The following is a 22,776-nucleotide window of genomic DNA, read 5'->3' as shown; positions in this document are numbered from 1 at the left end:
CGGCGCACCGGCTCTCCGCCTCGGCACTGTTCTCTCCGTTCCGCCTCCCGGCGATGTGACGCACCCCGACGCGGCACGCAGGCGCGTTTTGCGCCGGGATCACCCGAGTGTCCGAGCCGGTCCACCGCCATTGGGGCGTGGGCAGGGAAGGAGCGACGAGTTGTCGTGGTGGTCCGGGGCATCTTCCCGGTCTGTTCGGGAAGTCGCCTCTGGCGACTGGCCGCGCGTGCGGCGACGGTGTCTGGCAGCGGATTCTCTCTTCTTGGAGGCTTGCCATGTCGAACCGTCTGGTACCTCGATTGATCATCTTGACCCTGGTGATGGCCATCGGAGAGTTCGCCAGTTCGGTCATCATTGCGGTGGAGAACTATGCCGACGCCCAGCCAGAGTTCGCGGTCGCCTTCGGCGGCTTGTTCCTGGCCGCGTGGTGGCTGCTGCGCAGTGGCCGTGTGACGGCCGGCGGCAGCCTGGCTGGGGCGCTGTGTCTGTTCGAGCTGGTGTCATACCCGGGGTGGCCGAAGCCCACCGCATTCGACCGGGTCGGCGACACCATCTACGCAGTGATCGCGCTGGCGACGTTGGCCACGGTCATCGCGGTCTTCGTGTCACGACGCCGCGTCCGGACGAGCGCCTGACCGGCTGCCGGTTTCTGGGCAACAGATGAGCACTCCCGGGGATACCCGGCACCATCGGGACGTGACCGTCAGCCCAGCCCCGGTCGGACGTGACCGACTGCGCGCGGGACGGTTGGACGTCGCTCGTTGGACTGCCGACGAGTGCCTGTTCAGAGACCCAGCTCGGCCAGAGACGGGTGATCTGAGGGTCGAGGTCCTGATCGGTCCCAATGGAAGAGCCGGTCTGCGCCGTCGATCGGGAGGTCGTTGATACTGGCGTGCCGCTGGCGCATCAGACCATGCTGGTCGAACTCCCAGTTCTCGTTGCCGTACGAGCGGAACCACTGACCGTCGGCATCATGCGACTCGTACACGAAGCGCACGGCGATCCGGTTGTCGCCGTAGGTCCAGACCTCCTTGATCAACCGGTACTCGAGCTCGCGAGCCCACTTCTGACGAAGGAACGCCACGATGTCGTCCCGGCCTTCCAGGAACGTGTCCCGATTACGCCAATGGCTGTCATAGGTGTAGGCCATCGAGACCCGCTCCGGATCGCATGTGTTCCAGGCATCCTCGGCTGCACGGGCCTTCTGCGCGGCGGTCTCGGCCGTGAACGGCGGAAAGGGTGGACGTTCGTTCATCGGGCACCTCGTGGATCGACTCCTCAGAACGCTACAAGCGAGCGGCCCGTAAGGGTGGACGCCGTCCGGATCCGGGGCGGGCGCGGATTCGGAGTGCGCCGGAACCCGGCGGAACGCAGCTCGCGGTGGGCGCGCGCACTGAGGAGGCTTCAGCACCAAGAGGCCCCTACGGACGCCGCTGTCGGGCTTGAGTCACTCCGACCCCGGGTGTCAGCGAGCACGGCGACGATCACGTACGCGTGCGACGTTCCATCTCGGTGCCGGATGTCTGGCTACGGCGGGCGGAGTCCAAGTCGGCCCCTCGGACGACTCGCGGCGGAGGCCATGGCGCCTGCACGAGCGGGTCGGGTATCCGGTCGCCGAGTCGCAGCAAGCCGGCTCCGATCAGTGCTGCCGCCAAGGCCCCGCCCCACCAGACGGCGTCTGGTGAGGTTGCGAGCAGCGCGCCGCCGACCGCGGGACCGAGGGCCACGCCGGCCGTGAAGGTGAGGCCGTAGAGCGACATGTAGCGGCCGAGCAGATGCGGCGGTGCGAGCTCGGCGATGAGTGGACCGAGCACGATGAACTGCGCGCACTCACCGACCGCGATCACGATCGCGACCCCGGCCAAGACGGTGGTAGCGGTGAGCGTCGAGCTCGTGAGTGTTGCGAGCAGGACCGCAAGCAGGCCGGTGGCGAACAGCGTGCTGGTCGCGGCAAGAGCGTGTGTGCGTCCCATCCGCTTGACGACTCGTGTCGCTGGTATTTGCGCGACGACGATGAAGAACGTGTTGATGAAGATGACGACGCCGATCTCGCCCCGTCCGACAGGCGTGTACGCCTTCGCAAACGGCGCGAGGATGTTGGAAAAGAGCGCGCCGCCGGTCATCACGAGCACGATGTTGGCGGCGATCAAGATGAGGAAGAGCCGATCGCGAGCAACTGCTCGGAAGCCTGTTCCTCCATCGCTCGCCGACGCACCCTTCGCAAGGCGAGGATTCGGAATCCCCACGATCACAACCAGCGCGAAGACAGCGAACGTGGCGCCGTCGAAGAGGTAGAGCGCCTGGAACGTTCGGAGATCATTGGCGGAAGCGACGATGAAGCCCGCAACCGTGGCGCCGCTGCCGAGACCGAAGTTGCCCGCGACTCGGCGGAGCGCTATCGAGGAGGCGCGCTGCTCCGCGGAGACCAGGGTCAGGCTCAGAACTTGGTTCGCGGTGTTCGCGACTCCGAACCCGGCGCCGCCGACGGCCGCGCAGACGAAGGCTTGCCAGGGACGGCCGACGAATGCGAAGCCCGCGTAGCCGAGTGCGCTGGCGAGATTGCCGATGATCAGGATCGGCTTCGCACGAAAACGATCGAGCAGCGCACCCGAGAAGGGCGTCAGGACCGCCGCCGTACCCATGACCGCCGCCAGCACCAGTCCCGCAGTCGCCGTCGGGAAGCCGCGGGCCTGGTGCAGGTAGATGATCTCGAAGGGAAGGACCAGTCCAGTCCCGAAGTAGTTCACGGCGGTCCCGGCCTGAAGAACGATGACGGGCCCCGACAGGCCCGTCCGCCAGCCGGCGAGGACCTGGGCGAGCGTCCTGCTCAGATGCGTTCTGCGGCTGGTTGGCTTCCCGTGCATGTCTGCGAGTCGCACGTTCATCGGCGCCCGTCGTGGCGGCGATCGAGAACGATGGACGCCGCGCGCCCGGTGAATGCGGACGATTCCATCGTCAACCTCCAGGGTCGTTTCCAGCGTCCGCGGCACGATCCGGTGGGCGGATCGTCGCGGCGGTCGGTGATGCATACACCGCAGCGCCGGGAAACTGGGCGTCCGCCAGCCGCCCAGTTCGACCCCCGGGCGGTGTATATACCGCCTGGAATCGCCATGTGATGTGGAAGGAAGGAGCGCAGGATGGTGACAGCCGATCTGCTCTCACGGGCGCGGGCCGGGGATGGCGAGGCGTTCCGCGAGCTGGCCGGGCGGCACCAGCGGGAGCTGCAGGTGCACTGCTACCGGATGCTCGGATCCTTCGCCGACGCCGAGGACGCCGTCCAGGAGACGATGCTGGCCGCCTGGCAAGGCATCGGCAGGTTCACCGAGGAACGCGCGTCGCTGCGCACCTGGCTGTACAAGATCGCCACCAACCGGTGCCTCAACGCGCGCCGAGCTGCGAGCCGGCGCCCGGTCAGGAAGTGGGACGTGTCGCAGTTCGAACCGCCCGTGCCGACGCCGCGCGCCGAGGCCGTCTGGCTGCAGCCGTTCCCCGACTCCCTCCTCGAGGGTGCCGTCGACGTGCCTCCCGGGCCGGAGGCCCGCTACGAGCAGAGCGAAGCCATCTCCCTGGCCTTCGTGACCGCCCTTCAGCTGCTCCCACCGCGCCAGGTGGCCGTCCTCATCTTGCGCGACGTCCTCGGATTCCACGCCAGCGAGGTGGCCGACATGCTGGAGGTGACCGTCCAATCGGTCAACAGCGCTCTCAAGCGAGCCCGCGCCAGCCTGCAGCGCCAGAAGCAGCCGGTCGTCGGCCACCAGCCGCCGCCCGCCGCCGGCTCGCCTGCCGAGGATGCGATCGTGACCATGTTCGCCCGCGCGTGGGAATCCGCCGACCTCGACGCGCTGGTGGCCCTGCTGACCGACGACGTTTTCATCGCGATGCCTCCGGAGCCCTTCGGTTACGAGGGCCGAGAGCTGGTGGCCCGCTACTGCGACCGCCAGTTCGCCGCGGGCCGCAGGTTCGACCTGATGCCGGCCCGAGCCAACGACCAGCCCGCGTTCGGGGCATATCTGCGCGGCCCGGCCGGAGTCGGCCACGCGACTGCCTTCTACGTGCTCACCCTTGCCGGCGGCCAGATCTGCGGCATCACCCGCTTCGAGGCCAGCGTGCTGCCGTGGTTCGGGCTACCGCGCTCACTCCCCAACCGATAACCAGTGTCGGCAACACTCGATTTACCTCGAAGGAGGCGCAAGAGAATCATCACACCGCGTTTCCATCGCAATTCTCCGACATTTCCGCGGCTATGCCGCGAGCCATTCGAGCTGTCGCCGACCGCGGCCGCCGGCGAGCTCCGACGCCATCGGCGTCACCGCTAGCACCACGACGAGAACCCACCTGAGGAGCGCCCGTGACGCAGATGCCTCACCGTGCTGCCCGCGAGCTGATCGCCTGCCGGGTCGCCGACGCCGAGCAGCGGCGCATCGAAGGTCGTGGGGCCGGCGCCCGCCGACGTCGTAGCGCCGAGCCAGAATCGCCGGCCCGACACTGCGGTACCTACGAGTCACTGGGTGGCACCTGAGTACTGCGTTGTTGATCCGAGGCGGGACAAGAACCTCTTCGGTCCCCGGCCACTCAGCCCTGGCCCCGGTCCGTCGAAACTGGCTGACGCCTGTCGAATCCGACTGTCCCCGTTCGTGGGGATGGTGGAGGGTGGACGAACGAGCCATCCGTGAAGGAGCAGACATGACCGAGTACCTCATCTACTTCAACCAGCAGTGGGTCGGCGACCACCCGGAGGAGTGGTACGGCACCCGCGGGCCGCTCGCCATGGCGGTCGTGAACGAGATGAAGGAGGCCGGCGTGTACGTCTTCGCCGGGGGCCTGGTGGAGGAGACCGACACGGCGTTCAGCGCTGACGCGACCAGCGGCACGCTGACGTTCACCGACGGGCCCTACGTCGAGACCAAGGAGTACCTGGGCGGGCTCACCATCGTGGACGTGGCCGACGAGGAGGCCGCCAGGATGTGGGCGGGCAAGGTCGCGGAAGCCTGCGGGTGGCCCCAGGAGGTCCGGCGCTTCAAGCCACAACCCCGAACCGACTGATCGGGTCGCAGGTCGGCTCGCGCCGCGGTCCGGCCGGATCCGGTCACACGAGAGACGAGTGGTGCTCGGCCCAGACCGCGGCCATGTCCTCGACGTCCGGATCGTGCAGGCGCTGGATCAGCGAGTCGATCTCGGGCGTCATCACGCACAGGACGTGCGCAGACTCTTCGCCGACCGTGGCGAAGGTGTGCCTGGCGCCGGCCCGCACGATGTGGAGGTGACCGGCCTCCAGCACGTGACGGGTGCCTGAGTCCTGCACCGCCAGCCGGCCCTCGAGGACGATGAACCCTTCGTCGCCGCGATGGTGCACGTGCAGCGGCGCCATGTCACCGGGATAGGGGCTGAGGTGCCACTCACGGATCACGAAGTCCGTCATCCGCCCACCGTAGGGTCGAGCCTCCGAGCGCTCAATCCGGCTCATGCCCGGCTCGCGCCTGGGTACGACGAGGGTGAGGGAGGTGGGCACGATGCGTGTGCTGCGTGCTCTTCTGGGCTCGGTGCTGTGGATCCTGGCGGGCGTCGTCGGGCTGGTCGGGGCGCTCCTCTGCGTCACCCTGATCCTGCTGCCGGTGGGCATCCCGCTGCTGTTCCTGGCCCGCAAGCTGTTCAAGTACTCGATGACGTTGTTCCTGCCCCGCGTGGTGCGACACCCCGCGCAGGAGATGGGCCGGAGGAGCCGTCGCGGTGCCCAGGACGCCGCCGATGCCGTGACGCCGTCGAGGAAGACGCTCAAGCACGCCCGCAAGCGAGGCCGGAAGCTGGGCCGGAAGGCTCGCAAACAGACTCTCCAGAAGCTGGGCCGCAAGGACAACTCGCTGGTGGGTCGGTTGAAGCGAGCGTTCTGAGGGGCGGCCGGAAAAGGTCCGGGCGCGAACCTACTCGACGCAGAACTCGTTCCCCTCGGGATCGGCCATCACGATCTGCCCGTGGTCGCGTGGTCCTGAGCCTGTCGAAGGATCGCGCAGCGGCCGGGCGCCGAGCTCGGTGAGTCGGCGTACCTCGGCGCGGATGTCTCCCACGGCGCGCAGGTCGAAGTGCTGACGGTTCTTGGCGACCTTGCCCTCCGGCACCCGCTGGAACCACAGGGACGGACCGCCCCAGCCGGCGGGCTCCACCCAGGCCTTGTCGGGCGTGCTGTCCTCGTCCACGTCCGACCCGAGCGCCGCCGCCCAGAACGCCGCCACCGTCAGCGGCTCTGCGCAGTCGAACGTCACCGACTTGATGAAGCTCACCATGCGTCCACGGTAGGGACCTCGACGAGGGACGGCGACACCGTTTCCGGGTGAGAACGCGCCACTGTCGGCGACTCGCGTCCAGGTTCTTTCGCTCCTCAGGGAGAATGGACACATGAGCACCCCAGGCCGCTGCTCGCAGAGCTCGCACCGCCCCGGGGACCCCGCATGACCGAGCTGCCTCGCAAGGCCGTCGCGCGCACCGCGCGGCTGGCGGCGTTGCCCCTCGGGTACGCCGGGCGCAACGCGCTCGGGCTGGGCAAACGCCTGGGGGGCCGGTCGGCCGAGGCGGTGATGAGCGAGATCCAGCAGCGGACCGCCGAGCAGCTGTTCCGCACCCTGGGGGAGCTCAAGGGCGGGGCGATGAAGTTCGGCCAGGCGATGTCCGTGCTCGAGGCAGCACTCCCCGACGAGCTGGTCGGGCCGTACCGCACCGAGCTCACCCGCCTTCAGGACTCCGCTCCCCCCATGGCCACGCAGACGGTGCGCGACCAGATCGCCCACGACCTCGGTGCCGAGTGGCGCGACGAGCTGGTCTGGCTGGACGGCGGCCCGACGGCGGCAGCGAGCATCGGGCAGGTACACCAGGGACGGTGGCGCGACGGCCGCGAGGTCGCGGTGAAGGTGCAGTACCCGGGCGCCGGCGAGGCCCTCCAGTCGGACCTGCGGCAGCTGGGGCGGCTCGCCCGCACCATCGGGCCGCTGATGCCCGGCGTCGAGATCAAGCCACTGGTCGAGGAGCTCCAGGCGCGCGCGAAGGACGAGCTCGACTACACCCTCGAGGCGGAGGCCCAGCGGGCCTTCGCCGACGCGTTCCGCGACGACCCCGACATCGTGGTGCCGGACGTCGTGGCGGTCGGCCACGAGGTGCTGGTCACCGAGTGGCTGGACAGCCCGGCGTCCCTGGCGTCGATCATCCGCGACGGGACGCAGGAGGAGCGCGACCACTACGGCGAGCTGTTCGTGCGGTTCCTCTTCGCCGGGCCGCCGCGCACCGGGATGCTGCACGCCGACCCGCACCCCGGCAACTTCCGCGTCCTGCCCAACGACGACGGCAGCCCCGGTCGGCTCGGCGTGCTCGACTACGGCGCCGTCGCTCGCCTCCCGGACGCCGGTCTGCCGGAGGCGATGGGGCGGCTGATCCGGATCGCCGGCGACCGTGACCCCGAGGACCTGGTGGCCGGGCTCCGCGAGGAGGGGTTCATCAAGCCGGGTCTCGACGTCGACCCGGCCCTGGTCCTCGACTACCTCTCGCCGTTCGTCGAGCCGACGCTGGTGGAGCGGTTCCGGTTCTCCCGGACGTGGATGCAGGGGCAGTTCCAGCGGATCAACAACCCCAAGGAGCCGACGTACGCCGTGGCCCTCAAGCTGAACCTGCCCCCGGCGTACCTGCTCATCCACCGCACCTGGCTGGGCGGGGTCGGCGTGCTCAGCCAGCTCGGCGCGGAGGCGCCGTTCAGGGCGATCCTCGAAGAGCACCTTCCCGGCTTCGCAGACTGAAGCGACCCGCGGCGAGCACGATCGCGGCCGCGGCGAGGCCGGTGACCCCGCAGATCGGCCACAGGGCGGCCGGCGCGACGGCGTACATCGCGCCGCCGACCGGGCCCGACAGCATGGTGCCGGAGGTGGCGGCGCCGGTGTACAGCCCCTGGTACTGCCCGACCAGATGGTCGGGCGCGGCGTCGAGCACGTGCGCCGTCGCGGTTGTCTTGTAGAGGATCTCGCCGGCGGTCAGCACGACCATCGCCACGATCGCCGAGGCGGCCGACACCGGGAGCCCGAACAGCGCGAACCCCACCCCGACCAGCGCGTAGCCGGCCGCGATGATCGGGTACGACGCGAGGCGGCGCAGCCGTTGGGCGACCGGGATCTCGAGGAGCAGGATCAACCCGGAGCCGATCGCGATCATGGCGGTGTAGAGCGCGACCGGCTCGCAGGCGTCGCGCAGGTGCAGCGGGACCGTCGTGTACAGCTGCCGGTAGACCAGGTCGGCCAGCACGATCGCCGGCAGCAGCACCGTGAGCGAGCGGTCGGCGCGGACGGCTCGCCACAGGCCGTGCCGTTCCTGGCCGGTGTGCTGGGTCGGCCGCGCAGGCTCGCGCGGCATCGCCGGAGCCACCAGCCACCGGACGATCAGCATCATCAGGCCCTCGACCACGAACAGGGCGGTGTAGGAGTGCGCGACGATCAGCGCCGCGAGCGGTGGCCCGACCATGAACCCGGCGTTGGACGCGGCACGGCCGATCGCGACCGACGTACGCCGGTCGCCCCGGTCGACGGCCAACGCGGACAGCGCACCCACCGAGACGCTGACCGCGGCACTCACGTAGGCGACCACCGGGAGCCAGACGGCCAGGACCGCGACCGGGAGCCACGGGATCGCGACGGTGCCGAGCCCGCTCGCGACGGAGCCGGACAGCACCACGCGGCGATGGCCGCGCCGGTCACCCCAACGGCCGCCGGTGAAGTACCCGACGAGCGCGCCGACCCCGACCTCGCCGGCGATCACCCCGGCCGCCGGGACCGAGAGGTCGCGCGGACCGGTCAGGTAGAGGGTGAGGAACAGGATCATGAACGACGTCGCCGAGCCGACGAACCGTCCGGCGGCCAGCACCCACACCAGCCGAGGCACCTCCCGCAGGTTCACGACGCGCTCACCCGAGCGGCAGGTACATCACGTGCAGCCCCACCCTGCCGTGCCGGGCCGAGCGGAAGGCTCCGGGCACGGTGCCGACGATCTCGAACCCGAGCGCCTGCCAGAGATGGACGGCTGCTTCATTGGTCTCGACAACGGCGTTGAACTGGATGCCGGCGTACCCCTGCTCGCGGTGCCAGTCGACGACGTACGTCGCGAGCGCGCGGCCGACGCCCCGGCCGGCGGCGGCCGGGTCGACCATGAACGACGCGGTGCCGACGTGGTCGCCGCGCGCCGGGCGGTTGGGTCCCATCTTCGCGGTGCCGAGCACGCGCCGGTCGTCCTCGAGGACGACGGTCAGCCCGGGTGGCCGCTCCATCCAGAGGTCGCGCGCCTGCCCCGAGGTGAGGTCGTCGGGGTAGGCGTAGGTCTCGCCCTCGGCCACGATCGCGGCGAAGAACGGCCAGATCTGCGGCCAGTCGTCGTCGGTGGCGGCTCTGATCCGGCGATCACTCACCGGTCTGGCCGTCGATCGACTGGCGGAGCAGGTCGGCGTGGCCGTTGTGCCGGGCGTACTCCTCGATCATGTGCACCAGGATCCAGCGCAGCGTGAACGTCGAGCCGGTACGCCGGCCCGTGCGCGCCGACTCCTGCTCGAGCCCGCCGTGGGTGAGGGCCTCGTCGACCACCGCGTCCGCTCGGCGTACCGCCTCGTCGAAGAGGTCGAAGAGCTCCTGCGGGGTGTCGTCCTTCGCGGTGCGGAACTCCCAGTCGTAGTCGTCGTCGGCCCACGGGACCGGGTCGAACGGGGGCAGGTAGACGCCGCCGGAGTAGGTGACCTCGAACCAGTACGACTCGACGAGCGCAATGTGCTTCATGATCCCGCCCAGCGTCAGGTCGGACGGCGGCAACGTGGTGGCGAGCTGGGCCTGGGTGAGGCCGCTGCACTTCCAGCGCATCGTGTCGCGGTGGTAGGTCAGGAACGACCGCAGGGTCGCCACCTCGTCGCCGTGCAAGGGCGGGTCGACCCGCGAGTCGGGGTCGAACGCCGGTGGCTCACTCACCGGTCTGCCCGTCGATCGACTCGCGCAGCAGGTCGGCGTGGCCGTTGTGCCGCGCGTACTCCTCGATCATGTGCAGCATGATCCAACGCAGCCGGAAGGGGCCGTCGTTCTTGCTCTCGCGCACCGACTCGGTGTCGAGGCCGTCGCCCGCCAGCGACCGGTCGATGACCTCGTCCGCCCGGCGTACACAGTCGTCGTAGAGAGCCCGCAGCTCCTCGGGGCTGTCGTCCTCCGCGGAGCGCCACTCCCAGTCGGGGTCGGCGTCCCAGTCGACCGCGTCGAACGGCGGCGGGTCGGGCTCGCCGACCATGGTGTTCAGGAACCAGCCGGCCTCGACGAGGGCGAGGTGCTTCATCATCCCGCCGAGCGTCATCGTCGTGGGGGCGAGGGGCTGCGCGAGCTGCTCCTGGGTCAGGCCGGCGCACTTCCAGCGGAACGTGTCGCGGTGGTAGTCGAGGAACCCGCGCAAAGCGGTCACCTCGTCCGCGCGGATCGGTGCCTCGGTGCGGGTGCTCTTGTCGAACGTCTGGGTCATGGCGTCGACGCTAACCACGAGCCCCTACACCTCGCACCCCGCTTTCCGTTCGTACGCCGGAGCGTGGCCGCCGTCACCACACGCCCAGCACGTCGCCGCCGATCCGCACCACGAACGCCGAGACCACCACGATGAAGAACACGCGGACGAACCCGGCGCCCTTCGCGACCGCGGTGCGGGCACCGAGGTAGCCACCCACCAGGTTGCAGGCTCCCATGACGAGGCCGGTCTCCCACAGCACGGCCCCTTGCGGGACGAAGACGCAGAGCGCGGCGAGGTTGGTGGCCCAGTTCGCCAACCGGGCCTTGGCGGCCCCCTCGAGGAAGCTGTACCCGAGCAGGCCGACGAGGGTGATCACGAAGAAGCTGCCGGTGCCCGGTCCGAGGGCTCCGTCGTAGCAGCCGATCAGCACGCCGGCCACCATCGCGATGCCGAGATGGCGGCGCCCGTCGTACCGCAGCAGCGTCGTCTCGCCGAGACCGGGCCGGAACAGCACGTAGGCGCCGACGACCACGAGGACCACCAGGACGATCGGGTCGAAGGCGCGGTCGGAGATGTGCGAGCCGATGAAGGCGCCGCCGACCGATCCGGCGAAGGCGCAGACCATCAGCGGGCCGAAGACGCGGGGGTCGGGCCTGATCCGGCGGTAGTACGTCGCGCTGCTCACGCTGGTGCCGCAGATCGAGCCCAGCTTGTTGGTGGCCAGGATCTGCACCGGGGAGGCGCTCGGCAGCCCGACCAGGAGGGCGGGCAGCTGGATCAGACCGCCTCCTCCGACCACCGCGTCCACGAAGCCCGCGGCGAGCCCGGCGAGCCCGAGCAGCAGCAGGGTCGTCGTGGACGGGTCGCTCATCAGTAGAAACCGTGCCGGGCGAGCGGGCCCCGGAGCTCGCGCTCCTCGTAGGCGAGGTGGCTGCCCAGGCGGTCGCCGAGCGTCTGCAGGGCATCCTCGACCGCGTCGAGCGCCGCCTCGTCGGTCTGCCGGACCAGGGCCACCAGGGTCCGGTCGACCTCGTCGAGCAGGTGGTGGATGACCACGTGCTCCTCCGAGAGCCGGTCGAGGACCGGCGCGGTGGCGGGCTCGGCGAGCCGCAGGTGCGGGAAGACGCTGGCGTCCTCGAGCGAGTGGTGGCCGTTGACGAAGCCGCAGTAGGACTGGCAGTAGGCGCCGAGGGTCCAGTTGTTCTGGCGCAGCGACATCGCGTGGACCTCGGACCGCGCGGCCCCCGCGGTCAGCACCCCACGGCGTACCTCCTCGATCAGGCCGTGCAGCCGGGTGAGCTCGCCGCGGAGGTGGTCGTGGATGTCGACGAGGTGCCGGGAGAAGGCCTCCTGGGCCGCGGAGTACGCCGTGTCGGCGGCCTCGTCGAGGGTCGGCCGGGTGGACTCGTCCCAGGTCGTGTCGCTGCTCATCTCGCGCCCAACCTAACGACCTACCCTGGAGCGGTGCGCATCGTCTCGCTGCTGCCGTCGGCCACGGAGATCCTGTTCGCGATCGGCGCCGGCGACGACGTGGTCGGAGTGACCTTCGAGTGTGACTTCCCGGCGGAGGCTCGCAGCCGACGGATCGTGTCCACGTCGGCGATGCCGGAGGGGCTGACGCCTGCGGAGATCGACCGGTTCGTGATCGAGGCGATGGCGCGGGGCGAGGACCTCTACCACCTCGACGAGGGTGCGCTGTCCGGCCTCGACGCGGACCTGGTCGTCACCCAGGACCTCTGCGCGGTGTGCGCGGTGGACGTCTCGGTCGTGGACGACGCGCTCGCCCACCTCGGTTGCCGGGCGGAGGTGCTCACGATCGACCCCTACACGCTGGACGAGGTGCTGGAGTCGATCCTCACCCTCGGCCGTTCGACCGGCCACGCGGCCGAGGCCGAGCGGCTGGTGGCCGACCAGCGTGCCCGGCTGGACGTCGTACGCCGCGCGACGGCCGGGCGACCCCGGCCACGGGTGATGTTCCTGGAGTGGACCGATCCGCCCTTCGCGCCGGGGCACTGGATCCCGGAGATGATCGAGATAGCCGGTGGCGAGCCGGTGCTGGCGACGCCCGGCGAGAGGTCGCGGCGGGTCACCTGGGAGCATGTCGGCGCATCCGAGCCGGAGGTCGTGGTCGTGGCGCCGTGCGGCTTCGACCGGGCCGGGTCGCAGCGCCTGGCCGACGAGCTGGTCGCGAGCGGCGCGCTGCCCTTCGGCATACCGGTGCACGCCGTGGACGCGAACGCCTCCTGGGCCCGCCCCGGCACCCGGCTGCCCGACGGGGTCGAGGAGCTGGCCTGGATCCTGGCCCTCACCCGGTCGTCCGCTTGAGCGGCGCCTCTGGGTTCCTCTCAGGCGGACGACCCGTTTCGGCGAAGAGGATCTCGACCCGGAGGCCGCCCTGCTCGGAGTCGCCGAGCCGGATCTCACCGCCGCGGCGTCGGACCAGCTCGCGCACGATCGCCAGCCCGAGCCCGGTGCCGCCGGTGTCGCGGTCGCGCGCCTCGTCCAGGCGGGCGAAGCGGTCGAAGACGCGCTCGCGGTCGGCCGCCGGGATGCCGTCACCGTCGTCGGCGACCGCGAGGACGTCACCGGCAGGGGTACGCCGGAACGACAGCTCCACGCGGGAGCGGGCGTGGCGGCGGGCGTTGTCGACGAGGTTGCCGACGACGCGCTCCAGCTCGAGGCGGCTCACGGGAAGAGTGCCGTCGTCGAGCTGGCCGAGCAGCACGGCAGGGGCCTCGGCGCGGACGAGGGTGGGGAGCACGTCGGCCGGCTCCGCGGGCGGGTCCGGGGAGGGGAGAGCCTCGCCGGCGTCCAGGCGGGCCAGCACGAGCAGGTCCTCGACCAGCGCGGACAGGCGGTGGAGCTCGGCGGCCAGGTCGGCCCGGTCCTGCGCGTCGGCACCGTGCCGGGTCGCGACGTCGACCTGCAGCCGGAGTGACGTGAGGGGGCTGCGCAGCTCGTGCGCGACGTTCGCGACGAAGCTGCGCTCGCGGTCCCGGGCCGCGGCGAGGCGGTCGAGCATCGAGTTCAGGGTGACCGCCAGGGCCCGGATCTCGTCGCGCGAGGCCGGCTCCGGGAGCCGCTCGTCGTGGCCGGACCCGGAGACCCGCTCGGCGGCGGAGCGCAGCGCCTCGACCGGGCGCAGCGCGGCGCCGATGACCCGGTAGGCGACGAGACCGAGGACGAGCAGCAGCAGCGGGTAGGAGATCAGCAGGGTGACGATCAGCAGGTGCCGGCTGCGGGCCAGGTCGGCGACCGGCTCCGCCACGACCACGACCTGTGCCCCCGGCCGGCTGGACACCGGGGTGGCGGTCACCCGCAGCGACGAGGTCAGCCCGAGCCGTGAGCCGGGCACGGTCACCGGTGACGTCCGGGCCCGACGCAGCTCGTCCAGGGTCAGCAGGGAGGTGAGCCGGTCGCCGTTGGCGGACGCGCTGACCACCCGGCCGTGGGCGTCCACGACCTGCACCGACTCCGAGCCGGTCACCGGGATCGGGTCGGGGAGCCGGTCCGAGGTCACCAGCTCGGCCACCTGCTGGGCGGTCGCGGCCGCCCGTCGGTCGAGGTCGTGACGGCTGGCGATCGAGAGGGCGACGTACAGGGCGACGCTGCCGACCGCCTGGACGACCGCGAGCCCGAGCAGCCCGATCGTCATCAGCCGGGCCCGTAGCGAGCGCCGCTGCCACCAGCCGGTCATCGGGCAATCACCAGCGTCTCGTCACCGCGCCAGCCGGTAGCCGGCCCCGCGCACGGTCGCGATCAGGCCGGAGCCGAGCTTCCGACGGAGGTAGCCGACGTACACCTCGACCGTGTTGGGCTCGTAGCCGACGCCGCGCGCGTCCCAGACCCGGTCGAGCAGCTCGGTCTTGGTGATCACCCGGTCCGGATGACGCAGGAAGAACTCGAGCAGCTCGTACTCCCGGCGGCTCAGCGCCACGGCCTCGCCGGCGAGGGTCACCTCGCGGGTGGCCGGGTCGAGACACAGGTCGGCATGGTTGAGGACGGGTGGCCGCGGATCGCTCTGGCGCCGCAGCAGGGCGCGGAGCCGCGCCAACAGGACGACGTAGTCGAAGGGCTTGGTGAGGTAGTCGTCGGCGCCGTAGTCGAGCCCGTCGGCCTGGTCGTAGGGTCCGTCCTTCGCCGACACCATCATCACCGGGACCCAGTTGTCCTCGGACCGCAGGCGCTTGACGACCTCGTAGCCCGAGAGCCCGGGGAGCATCACGTCGAGCAGGACGGCGTCGTACTGCCCCTCCCGGGCGCGCGCGAGCCCGGCGACCCCGTTGCCGGCGAGGTCGACGGTGAAACCGTCGGCGGTCAGTCCGCGCTCCAGGGCACGGGCCATCCGGGCCTCGTCCTCCACCACCAGCAGCCGCACGCGCCCACCCTGTCATGAGTGGCTGACCGGCCTCACAGGTTCTCAGCGGACTCACAGCACCGGCGAGGGACCATGGGGACATGCGGAAAATCTCTCTGTCCCGTCCGTCGTCCCGTGGGGTGCGCTGGGGTGCACCGGTTGCCGCCGCTGCGGTGCTGATCGGCATCGGGCCCGCGGTCACCGCGCTGAACGCCGACGCCCATGGCTCGCTGCCTCCGCGCACCGCCGCCCAGCTCCTGGTCGCGGTGCAGGAGGCCACGCTGCAGAGCCTCTCCGGCACGGTCGTCGAGACGTCCGACCTCGGGCTGCCGGAGCTGCCGAGCATCGGCGGGCGCGGCGGCGGCAGCGCGAGCTTCTCGTCGCTGGTCTCGGGCTCCCACACCATGCGGCTGTGGTACGCCGGTCCCGACCGGATGCGGGTCGCACTGCTCGGGCAGCTCGGGGAGTCCGACCTGGTGCGCAACGGCAGCGACGTCTGGGCCTGGTCGAGCTCCGACAACACCGCCACCCACTGGACGATCCCGCAGCACGCGAAGACGCCCGACACGCTCGCCTCGCCCGAGGCGCCGATGACACCACAGCAGGCGGCCGAGGCCGCGCTCAAGGCCATCGACCCGACCACCCGGGTCAGCACCGACCCCACCGCCGAGGTCGCCGGCCGGTCGGCGTACCAGCTCGACCTGGTGCCGCGCGACTCGCGCTCGAGGATCGGCTCGGTGCGGATCGCCATCGACGGCGCGACGCACGTGCCCACACGGGTGCAGGTGTTCGCGAAGGGCGCCTCGTCACCGGCGCTGCAGGTCGGGTTCACGTCGTTCTCGACCGCCACGCCGCCGGCGTCGACGTTCTCCTTCACACCGCCGCCGGGGGCAACCGTCAAGCAGGGCTCCGGGCAGGCGTCGCCCTCGCACGCCGGCTCGACCGGTGCCCAGGGCTCCGCGTCCCAGGTCGTCGGGAAGGGCTGGACCACCGTCGTGGTCGCCGACCTGGGCGAGGATGCGAGCAAGGGACTGCCGAGCACGCTGCGCGCCCTGCCGTCCGTGTCGGGGTCGTGGGGTTCCGGGCACCTGCTGGACGGGGCGCTGTTCTCGGCGGTGCTGACCGACGACGGTCGGCTCGCCGTGGGCGCGGTGCCCCCGCGGATGCTGTACCACGCCCTGTCGGCCGCCCGGGCCCGGTGAGGGAGAGGTGAGCGACCTCGCGGTCCGGACCAGCGGTCTCACCAAACGGTTCGGGTCCCAGACCGTCGTCGACGCGATCGACCTCGCCGTACCTGTCGGGTCCGTGTACGGGTTCCTCGGACCCAACGGGTCGGGCAAGACCACGACGATCCGGATGCTCCTCGGTCTGGTGTCTCCCAGCGCCGGTGCGGTCGAGCTCTTCGGGGCCGGGATGCCGCGGCAGGCCTCGGCCGTGCTGCCCGCGGTGGGGGCGTTGGTCGAGGGGCCGGCGTTCCATCCCTACCTGTCCGGACGCGCCAATCTGCTCCGCCTCGACGCTGCCGACCGGACCGCCGAGCCCCGGACGGCGCGACAGCGGGTGGACGCCGCCCTCGACCGGGTCGGTCTGCTGGCGGCGGCGCAGAAGCGCTTCCGCGCCTACTCGCTGGGGATGCGGCAACGCCTGGCGATCGCCTCGGCGCTGCTGACTCCCAAGGAGCTGCTGGTCCTCGACGAGCCGACCAACGGTCTCGACCCGCAGGGGACGCGCGAGGTGCGCTCGCTGGTCGGGTCGCTGGCAGGCGACGGCACGACCGTCCTCGTGTCGAGCCACCTGCTGTCCGAGGTCGAGCAGATGTGCAGCCACCTCGGGGTGATGCACGTCGGGCGGCTCGTCGCCCAGGGCTCCAGCGCGGACCTGCGCGACCGTGGGTCGGCGGAGGCGACCGTGGAGACCGAGCAGGCCGGCCAGGCGGCGCGGGTGATGCGCGAGCTCGGACTGACCGAGGTCCGTACGTCGCGTGCTGCGGCCGTGGGCGTGCTCGGGGCCGTGGCGCCGGAGAAGGTGGTCGCTGCGTGTGTGCACGCCGGGGTGGCCGTGACCGGTTTCCGGGTCGGCCGTCCCACGCTCGAGGACCTGTTCGTATCGCTCACCGGGGAGGGTTTCGATGTCAGCGGCTGAGGCTTCCACCACCGTCCGGGACGTCGTACGCCGTCCGGTCACCGCCGTCTCGCCACGGTTCCTGCTGTCGGAGCTGAGGTTGATGCTCGGCCGTCGTCGCAACCAGGTGGGGTTGCTCGTGCTGGCCGCCGTCCCGGTGCTGATCTCGGTGGCCGTGAAGAGCACGCTCTCGCAGCCCGGCCCGGACGCCCCCGACTTCTTCCGCTCGATCACCGGCAACGGGCTCTTCGTGTCGCTGGCCGCGCTGACGATCGAGATCAGCCTGTTCCTGCCGCTCGCGGTGTCGGTGGTGGCCGGCGACAGTGTCGCGGGCGAGGCCAACGTCGGCACGCTGCGCTACCTGCTCGCGGTGCCGGTCAGCCGGCTCCGGCTGCTCCTGGTCAAGCTCGCGGCCATCGCGATCGGCGCCTTCATCGCGACGTTCACGGTGATGGTGGTCGGGGTGGTGATGGGGCTCGCGCTGTTCGGCGGGGGGTCGATGACGCTGCTGTCGGGCACCCAGATCAGCTTCGGCGCCGGGCTCCTCCGCGTGGTCCTCGCGGCGGCGTACCTCGCCTGCGGGCTGGCTGCGCTCGGCACCATCGGGCTGTTCGTGTCGACCCTCACCGAGCAGCCGATCGGCGCGACGGTGGCGACGGTGCTGCTCAGCACGACGAGCTACATCCTCGACTCGATCCCCCAGATCGACTGGATGCATCCCTACCTGCTCACCCACCACTGGCTGGACTTCGGGGACCTGTTCCGCGACCCGATCGCCTGGAACAACGTGGTCGCCGGCCTCTACCTGGCCGCGGCGTACGCCGTCGTCTTCTTCCTGGCCGCCTGGGCCCGGTTCAGCACCAAGGACGTCACGAGTTGAACTTGTCGGTTGTGGCCGCCCCGAGTCTCACGCGCGCGACGCCACCGAGGGTGGTCACCCGCCGTTCGCTGCGAGCAAGCCCGCTGCGGCGCTCGTTCGGACGCTCCGTCGCGCCTGCGGCGCACCGGGACGTCCTCACTCGACCCAGAACCCCCGGCCTCCCATCCAGTCGCCGTAGTGGTCGCCGAGGCCGGCGGGGGCGCGGGAGCCGAGGTAGGAGCCGACGACCGCGGCACCGAGGTCGTCGAGCTCCGGGGCGACGACACGGCCGTCGACGCGTCGCGCCATCGAGTCCACGAACCGGGCCAGGCCGGGGTCGGAGCCCAGGCGGAAGAACGTCGTCTGCGCACCGAGACGACCGGAGTTGTCGAGCTCGCGGACCGAGTAGGCCACGGTGAGCGGGTGGGGCGGGTACTCGAAGTAGACCTCGCCGTTCGGCTCGAGGTGCGAGGTGGGTTCACCGTCGGTGACGATCAGCAGCACGGGCTGGGCGGTCGGGTGCTTGCGGAAGAACCGGTTGGCCAGCAGCAGGGCGTGGTGCAGGTTGGTGCCCTTGTCCCACATCGCGTCCAGTCCGGTGAGCTCGTCGATGTCCATCACCTGGGCATGCCGGCCGAACCCGATCAGCTGCAGGGCGTCGCCCCGGAACCGGGAGCGGATCAGGGTGTGCAGCGCGAGCGCCGTACGTTTCATCGGCACCCAGCGCCCGTCCATCGCCATCGAGAACGACGTGTCCACCAGCAGTGCCACCGCGGCCTGGGTACGCGCCTCGGTCTCGGCCACCTCGACGTCCCCGACTTCGATCTCAACCTGTGCGCGCCCACCTGTACGTGGATGTTGCCCGGCTGGACCCGAAACGACCCTTCGTACGGCGTTGGTGATGGTCCGCGTGACGTCCCACGGCTCGGTGTCGCCGAACTGCCACTCCCGGGTCGCGCCCGACTGCTCCCCGGCCGCACCGGCCTGACGCAGGTCGCGCTGTCCCTGGCGGCCGCTCATCCGGGTGGCGACGTCCTTGAGCAGCGCCTTGCCCAGCTGCCGCATCGCCTTGGGTGACAGCTTGAGCCGGCCGTCGGAGGTGCGCTTGAGGTAGCCGGAGTCCCGCAGCGCCTGCTCGAGCCGCTGCAGGGTCCGGGCATCGACGACGGCATCGTTGCCGAGCTGCTGCGCCAGCTTGTCGAGATCGACGTCGTCGAGACGAGCACCGTCGTAGGACTGGGCGAGCTGCTCGGCCAGGTCGTCGAGGTCCGCAAGGTCCTGGAGTACGCCGGTGCCGTCGCCGAGGCCGAGCCCCTGCTCGCCCTCGAACCGCTCCGAGCCGCGCCAGTCCTCCCCCGGCCGCAGCGCCTGGAGGTTGGCGTCGAGCTGGGCGAGCTGCTGCATCAGCGCCGGCGAGCCGAAGGCCTGCCCGGCCAGCGACATCAGCTCGGCTCGCTGCTCGGCGGTCATCGAGTTCAGCATCCGCTGGGCGGCCGCGGCGCGCTGCGCGAGCGCGTCGATCAGCTCGTCGACGTTCTGCGGGCTCTCCGGGAAGAACTCACCGTGCTTGTCCATGAAGTCGGCGAAGTCCTGCTCGGTGTCCTCACCCCGCTGGTGCTTGGCGAGCAGCTCGTTGAGATCCGTCAGCATCTCGTTGATCGCCGCGCGGTCCTCGTCGGTGGCGTTCTCGAGCGCCTGCTTCATCCCGGCGAACCGCTGGTCGAGCATCTCCCGGCCGAGCAGGTCCTTGATCCGCTCGTAGTCCTCGCGCGCCTCCCGGCTCTGCCAGTCGTACGACGACAGCTCGCTCACCGCGGCGGCGGTCGACTGCGGCAGGTTGTCGAGGGTGAGCTCGCGCAGGGCGCGGTCGCCGTCGTCCATCGAGACGTCGCGGGCGAGCTGGCCGCGCTCGCTGAGCACGGCGTGGTCGAGCAGCTCGCGGACCTCCTGGAGCGTGCCGTCGAGGTTGTGCCGCTGGGTCAGCTCCCGGCGCTTCTCCGCGATCCGTCGGGCCAGGTCGTCGAGTCCGCGCTGCCCCTGGCTGCCGCGGCGCAGGAACTCGCGCATCGCCCGCTCGGGCGAGTAGCCGGCCATCACGTCCTCGCCGATCGCGTCCAGCGCCTCGGCGATGTCGACCGGCGGCGCGAGTGGGTCCGGCCCGCCGTCGTACGCCGTGTAGCGGGAGCGTGGCTGGTGGTACCTAGCCAACGTCGCGCTCCACGCTCATCCCGGCCCGCAGCACCCGGGGGATCTCGGCGACCTCGTCGACGCGGGCCACGAGCTTCGCCATCGTGTCCCCGGGTGCGGTCGAGTCGACGTCGACGGCGTACGTGATGCCGGTCGAGACCCAGCTCTCGGTGTCGAACTCGCCCCTCGCCGCGACCCGGACGCCCCGCACCGGGACGCCGAGCGCCTCGCCCTCGCGGTAGACGTCGTTGAGGACGCAGAGCGCGACGGCCACGTGCAGGACCCCGGCGCCGTTCGGCGCTGCCTGCACGAGTACGCCGCGGTCGGTCCAGGCGTGTGGGACGACCCAGCCGTCCGCGTCCTCGGGCATCAGGGTCCCGGCGGTGAGCGTGACCGGGAAGTCGGCGGTCGGCTGGTCAGCCATAGACGGTCTCACCACCGCCGGACTCCTTGCTGATCTTGCGCGCCAGGTAGAGACCCTCGAGGGCGAGCTCGATGGCGCCGGCGCGCTCGCCGTCGTTGCGGGCGTCGAGCCGGTCGCAGACCTGGTCGTAGAGGTCGGACTCGCCGAGCACCGGAAGACCCATCAGGAAGTTGCGCGCGCTGACCTGCTCGCCGGTGGTCACCATCTGACCGGACTCGATCCGGTCGACCAGCAGCCCGAAGTCGATGCCGCGGAAGTGGCCGCGCACGGCCTCCGCGGTGGCGGTGCGGAGCAGGTGGGTGAGGATCTCGCCTTCACGCCCCTCCTCGCCGGTCTCGAACTCGATCTTGCCGCCGAGCACGTCGACCGCGGTCTCGAGGTCGACGACCCGCGCCACCGCCTGCTCCTCGCCCTGCCGGGTCGCCCGGTGCAGCGCGGACGCCGCGATCGTCTCCGCGCCGGCGATCGCGAACCGCGCGCTCACCCCCGACCGCTGGTCGACGGAGTTCGACTCGCGCAGGTTGCGGGTGAAACGGGCCAGGATCTCGATCAGGTGGTCGGGCACCTCGGCCACCAGGTGCGCCTCCTGCCGGACCACCGCGACCTCGTCGTGGAGCTCGGTGGGGTAGTGGGTGCGGATCTCGGCTCCGAACCGGTCCTTCAGCGGCGTGATGATCCGACCGCGGTTGGTGTAGTCCTCCGGGTTGGCGCTGGCCACGACCAGCGTGTCGAGCGGCAGGCGCAGGACGTAGCCGCGGATCTGGATGTCGCGCTCCTCCATCACGTTCAGCATCGCGACCTGGATCCGCTCCGCGAGGTCGGGCAGCTCGTTGATCGCGACGATGCCGCGGTGGCTGCGCGGGATCAGCCCGAAGTGGATGGTCTCCGGGTCGCCGAGGTGGCGCCCCTCGGCCACCTTCATCGGGTCGACGTCGCCGATCAGGTCGGCGACAGACGTGTCCGGGGTGGCGAGCTTCTCGGCGTACCGCTCGTCGCGGTGGCGCCACTCCACCGGCAGCTCGTCGCCGAGCTCCTCGGCCCGGCGCCGCGACTCGGGCGTGATCGGGTCGTACGGGTGCTCGCCGAGCTCGGCACCGGCGATCACCGGCGTCCACTCGTCGAGCAGAGCGACCAGGGAGCGCAGCAGCCGCGTCTTGCCCTGGCCGCGCTCGCCGAGGAGTACGACGTCGTGCCCGGCGAGGAGCGCCCGCTCCAGCTGCGGGATCACGGTCTCGTCGAAGCCGTGCAGCCCTGGCCAGGGGTTCTCACCGGCGGCGAGCTCGGCCAGCAGGTTGTCGCGGATCTCGATGCGCAGGGGCTTCTGGACGTGACCGGACTCGCGGAGCTGTCCGACGGTGCGTGGCGTGGGGGCATCTGTCACGGCGTCCACGCTAGACCGGCACGCAATCCGCGGACCGGCGATGGTGTGCGCTCAGCTCTCCCCGAGCCGACCGGCGACCTGCGCATGGCGCTCCTGCAGGGCACGCCGTACGGCGAGGTCGGAGTAGAAGTTGTCGAACCACACGTCGAGAGTGCGGGTCAGGTCGGTGACGCCGACGCCTCCGATGGCGGCGCCGTCCGTGTTGACGTCGGCCAGCTCGCGGCGCAGGCGGTCCAATGCCGTCACGACATGCACCCGGAATGGCAGAAGACCCCGACCCCGACCAGGCGAGATCGGGGCCCGGGTCTCCGGGGGGACGAGCGGTCGATGGGGGCGCGACCGTTCGGCTCCAGGGTCCGTCATCGACAATCCATGCAGCAGGGTGCATGGTCATGCTTGCGCGGGGCGAACGTCCCTTTCCGGCAGGACGTCCGGGCGGGCCGCCTGCTTCCGGAGGCTCAGACCTGGTCCACCCGGCTCAGCAGCTTCGATGCGAGAACGGCGGCCTGAGTACGCCGCTCGAGGCCGAGCTTGGACAGGATGCTCGACACGTAGTTCTTCACCGTCTTCTCGGCGAGGAACATCCGCTCGCCGATCTGGCGGTTGGTCAGCCCCTCGGCGATCAGGCCCAGCAGCTTCAGCTCCTGCTCGGTCAGGTCGCTCAGCTCCGGTACTGTCGCCGGGCCGTTGCGCACGCGATCGAGCACGCGCGCGGTCAGCGCCGGGTCGATGAGCGAGTTGCCGGCCGCCACCTGACGCACGGCCCCGACGAGGTCATGGCCGGCGATCTCCTTGAGGACGTAGCCGGACGCGCCGGCCATGATCGCGGCGAACAGCGCCTCGTCGTCGTCGTACGACGTGAGGATCAGCGCCCTGACGTTCGGGTCGACCGCCCGGACCGCACGGCAGACCTCGATCCCCGAGCCGTCGGGCAGCCGGGCGTCGAGCACGGCGAC

At 71.0% G+C, this 22,776-nt stretch carries 27 protein-coding genes; 10 read left to right on the top strand and 17 right to left on the bottom strand.

Translation table 11 applies throughout. From position 1 onward, the window contains the following. Nucleotides 1-275 precede the first annotated feature (275 nt). Nucleotides 276-635, top strand: a complete 360-nt coding sequence (locus tag VGK78_RS09850) for a hypothetical protein (RefSeq protein WP_331527447.1) — start codon at nt 276-278, stop codon at nt 633-635. A 149-nt stretch (nt 636-784) separates the two neighbouring features. Here VGK78_RS09850 and VGK78_RS09845 read toward each other — a convergent pair whose 3' ends face one another. Next, nucleotides 785-1,255 (bottom strand): nuclear transport factor 2 family protein, encoded by a 471-nt coding sequence (locus VGK78_RS09845; protein ID WP_331527446.1) that lies wholly within the window; start codon nt 1,253-1,255, stop codon nt 785-787. 229 nt (nt 1,256-1,484) lie between these two features. Further along, complete coding sequence (locus tag VGK78_RS09840) at nt 1,485-2,885, bottom strand: MFS transporter (protein ID WP_331527445.1); 1,401 nt, start codon at nt 2,883-2,885, stop codon at nt 1,485-1,487. A 252-nt stretch (nt 2,886-3,137) separates the two neighbouring features. On the opposite strand from VGK78_RS09840, the gene VGK78_RS09835 reads away from it, so the two are divergent. The 3 genes from VGK78_RS09835 to VGK78_RS09825 all read left to right on the top strand — a co-directional run bounded on the left by VGK78_RS09835 (nt 3,138) and on the right by VGK78_RS09825 (nt 5,043). Next, on the top strand, nt 3,138-4,151 hold the full coding sequence (locus tag VGK78_RS09835; RefSeq protein WP_331527444.1) for an RNA polymerase subunit sigma-70: 1,014 nt from the start codon (nt 3,138-3,140) through the stop codon (nt 4,149-4,151). 197 nt (nt 4,152-4,348) lie between these two features. Then, entirely contained in the window at nt 4,349-4,519 is a 171-nt protein-coding gene (locus VGK78_RS09830) for a hypothetical protein (protein WP_331527443.1), read from the top strand. Nucleotides 4,520-4,683: 164 nt separating this feature from the next. After that, nucleotides 4,684-5,043 carry a YciI family protein gene (locus VGK78_RS09825; protein WP_331527442.1) on the top strand — a complete coding sequence of 120 codons (360 nt, stop codon included), beginning with the start codon at nt 4,684-4,686 and terminating at the stop codon, nt 5,041-5,043. Nucleotides 5,044-5,086: 43 nt separating this feature from the next. Here the strand turns inward: VGK78_RS09825 and VGK78_RS09820 are convergent, their stop codons facing one another. Beyond that, the gene (locus VGK78_RS09820; protein ID WP_331527441.1) at nt 5,087-5,419 is read right to left on the bottom strand and encodes a cupin domain-containing protein; all 333 of its coding nucleotides are present in this window, start codon (nt 5,417-5,419) and stop codon (nt 5,087-5,089) included. Between the two features lie 82 nt (nt 5,420-5,501). Here VGK78_RS09820 and VGK78_RS09815 point away from each other — a divergent pair, with 82 nt between their 5' ends. Next, nucleotides 5,502-5,888 carry a hypothetical protein gene (locus VGK78_RS09815; RefSeq protein ID WP_331527440.1) on the top strand — a complete coding sequence of 129 codons (387 nt, stop codon included), beginning with the start codon at nt 5,502-5,504 and terminating at the stop codon, nt 5,886-5,888. Nucleotides 5,889-5,918: 30 nt separating this feature from the next. On the opposite strand, the gene VGK78_RS09810 is transcribed toward VGK78_RS09815, so the two are convergent. Continuing rightward, complete coding sequence (locus VGK78_RS09810; RefSeq protein WP_331527439.1) at nt 5,919-6,278, bottom strand: VOC family protein; 360 nt, start codon at nt 6,276-6,278, stop codon at nt 5,919-5,921. 165 nt (nt 6,279-6,443) lie between these two features. On the opposite strand from VGK78_RS09810, the gene VGK78_RS09805 reads away from it, so the two are divergent. Further along, a complete protein-coding gene (locus tag VGK78_RS09805) occupies nt 6,444-7,775 on the top strand; it encodes an AarF/ABC1/UbiB kinase family protein (protein WP_331527438.1) in 1,332 nt (443 codons plus the stop codon). On the opposite strand, the gene VGK78_RS09800 is transcribed toward VGK78_RS09805, so the two are convergent. The 6 genes from VGK78_RS09800 to VGK78_RS09775 form a co-directional block, all read right to left on the bottom strand. Continuing rightward, the gene (locus VGK78_RS09800) at nt 7,732-8,922 is read right to left on the bottom strand and encodes an MFS transporter (RefSeq protein WP_331527437.1); all 1,191 of its coding nucleotides are present in this window, start codon (nt 8,920-8,922) and stop codon (nt 7,732-7,734) included. The genes VGK78_RS09805 and VGK78_RS09800 overlap by 44 nt on opposite strands. Before the next feature lie 7 nt (nt 8,923-8,929). Further along, entirely contained in the window at nt 8,930-9,427 is a 498-nt protein-coding gene (locus VGK78_RS09795) for a GNAT family N-acetyltransferase (RefSeq protein ID WP_331527436.1), read from the bottom strand. Then, the gene (locus VGK78_RS09790; protein WP_331527435.1) at nt 9,420-9,974 is read right to left on the bottom strand and encodes a DinB family protein; all 555 of its coding nucleotides are present in this window, start codon (nt 9,972-9,974) and stop codon (nt 9,420-9,422) included. The genes VGK78_RS09795 and VGK78_RS09790 overlap by 8 nt, the downstream gene beginning before the upstream one ends. Beyond that, complete coding sequence (locus VGK78_RS09785) at nt 9,967-10,509, bottom strand: DinB family protein (protein WP_331527434.1); 543 nt, start codon at nt 10,507-10,509, stop codon at nt 9,967-9,969. The genes VGK78_RS09790 and VGK78_RS09785 overlap by 8 nt, the downstream gene beginning before the upstream one ends. A gap of 73 nt (nt 10,510-10,582) precedes the next feature. Further along, on the bottom strand, nt 10,583-11,362 hold the full coding sequence (locus tag VGK78_RS09780; protein WP_331527433.1) for a TSUP family transporter: 780 nt from the start codon (nt 11,360-11,362) through the stop codon (nt 10,583-10,585). Continuing rightward, a complete protein-coding gene (locus tag VGK78_RS09775) occupies nt 11,362-11,922 on the bottom strand; it encodes a hemerythrin domain-containing protein (RefSeq protein ID WP_331527432.1) in 561 nt (186 codons plus the stop codon). Before VGK78_RS09775 ends, VGK78_RS09780 begins: the two co-directional genes overlap by 1 nt. A 33-nt stretch (nt 11,923-11,955) precedes the next feature. Between VGK78_RS09775 and VGK78_RS09770 the strand changes: the two genes are divergently transcribed. After that, complete coding sequence (locus tag VGK78_RS09770) at nt 11,956-12,816, top strand: cobalamin-binding protein (protein ID WP_331527431.1); 861 nt, start codon at nt 11,956-11,958, stop codon at nt 12,814-12,816. On the opposite strand, the gene VGK78_RS09765 is transcribed toward VGK78_RS09770, so the two are convergent. Continuing rightward, a complete protein-coding gene (locus tag VGK78_RS09765) occupies nt 12,797-14,188 on the bottom strand; it encodes a HAMP domain-containing sensor histidine kinase (RefSeq protein ID WP_331527430.1) in 1,392 nt (463 codons plus the stop codon). The two genes, VGK78_RS09770 and VGK78_RS09765, sit on opposite strands and share 20 nt — an antisense overlap. 21 nt (nt 14,189-14,209) lie before the next feature. After that, nucleotides 14,210-14,869 (bottom strand): response regulator transcription factor, encoded by a 660-nt coding sequence (locus VGK78_RS09760; protein WP_331527429.1) that lies wholly within the window; start codon nt 14,867-14,869, stop codon nt 14,210-14,212. Nucleotides 14,870-14,949: 80 nt separating this feature from the next. Here VGK78_RS09760 and VGK78_RS09755 point away from each other — a divergent pair, with 80 nt between their 5' ends. Genes VGK78_RS09755 through VGK78_RS09745 form a run of 3 tightly spaced genes read left to right on the top strand, consistent with a single transcriptional unit; the run spans nt 14,950 to nt 17,849 of the window. Then, nucleotides 14,950-16,050: a hypothetical protein gene (locus tag VGK78_RS09755; protein WP_331527428.1), complete on the top strand. Its 1,101-nt coding sequence runs from the start codon at nt 14,950-14,952 to the stop codon at nt 16,048-16,050. A 7-nt stretch (nt 16,051-16,057) separates the two neighbouring features. Continuing rightward, nucleotides 16,058-16,990 (top strand): ABC transporter ATP-binding protein, encoded by a 933-nt coding sequence (locus VGK78_RS09750; protein WP_331527427.1) that lies wholly within the window; start codon nt 16,058-16,060, stop codon nt 16,988-16,990. Continuing rightward, nucleotides 16,977-17,849: an ABC transporter permease gene (locus VGK78_RS09745; RefSeq protein ID WP_331527426.1), complete on the top strand. Its 873-nt coding sequence runs from the start codon at nt 16,977-16,979 to the stop codon at nt 17,847-17,849. The genes VGK78_RS09750 and VGK78_RS09745 overlap by 14 nt, the downstream gene beginning before the upstream one ends. A gap of 135 nt (nt 17,850-17,984) precedes the next feature. Here the strand turns inward: VGK78_RS09745 and VGK78_RS09740 are convergent, their stop codons facing one another. The 5 genes from VGK78_RS09740 to VGK78_RS09720 all read right to left on the bottom strand — a co-directional run. After that, the gene (locus tag VGK78_RS09740; protein ID WP_331527425.1) at nt 17,985-20,036 is read right to left on the bottom strand and encodes a VWA domain-containing protein; all 2,052 of its coding nucleotides are present in this window, start codon (nt 20,034-20,036) and stop codon (nt 17,985-17,987) included. Further along, on the bottom strand, nt 20,029-20,439 hold the full coding sequence (locus VGK78_RS09735) for an OsmC family peroxiredoxin (RefSeq protein WP_331527424.1): 411 nt from the start codon (nt 20,437-20,439) through the stop codon (nt 20,029-20,031). Before VGK78_RS09735 ends, VGK78_RS09740 begins: the two co-directional genes overlap by 8 nt. Continuing rightward, nucleotides 20,432-21,820 carry a magnesium chelatase gene (locus VGK78_RS09730; RefSeq protein ID WP_331527423.1) on the bottom strand — a complete coding sequence of 463 codons (1,389 nt, stop codon included), beginning with the start codon at nt 21,818-21,820 and terminating at the stop codon, nt 20,432-20,434. Before VGK78_RS09730 ends, VGK78_RS09735 begins: the two co-directional genes overlap by 8 nt. A 51-nt stretch (nt 21,821-21,871) precedes the next feature. Next, nucleotides 21,872-22,066, bottom strand: coding sequence for a hypothetical protein (locus VGK78_RS09725; RefSeq protein WP_331527422.1), 195 nt, complete (start codon nt 22,064-22,066; stop codon nt 21,872-21,874). 212 nt (nt 22,067-22,278) lie between these two features. Further along, a partial coding sequence (locus tag VGK78_RS09720) for a response regulator transcription factor (RefSeq protein ID WP_331527421.1) occupies nt 22,279-22,776 on the bottom strand: 498 nt, incomplete at its 5' end.

The sequence above is a fragment of the Nocardioides sp. genome (genome assembly GCF_036503465.1).
Classification (GTDB): domain Bacteria; phylum Actinomycetota; class Actinomycetes; order Propionibacteriales; family Nocardioidaceae; genus Nocardioides.
The sequence above is the reverse complement of the archived record's forward strand: the minus strand, read 5'-3'. Positions and strand labels throughout refer to the sequence as shown.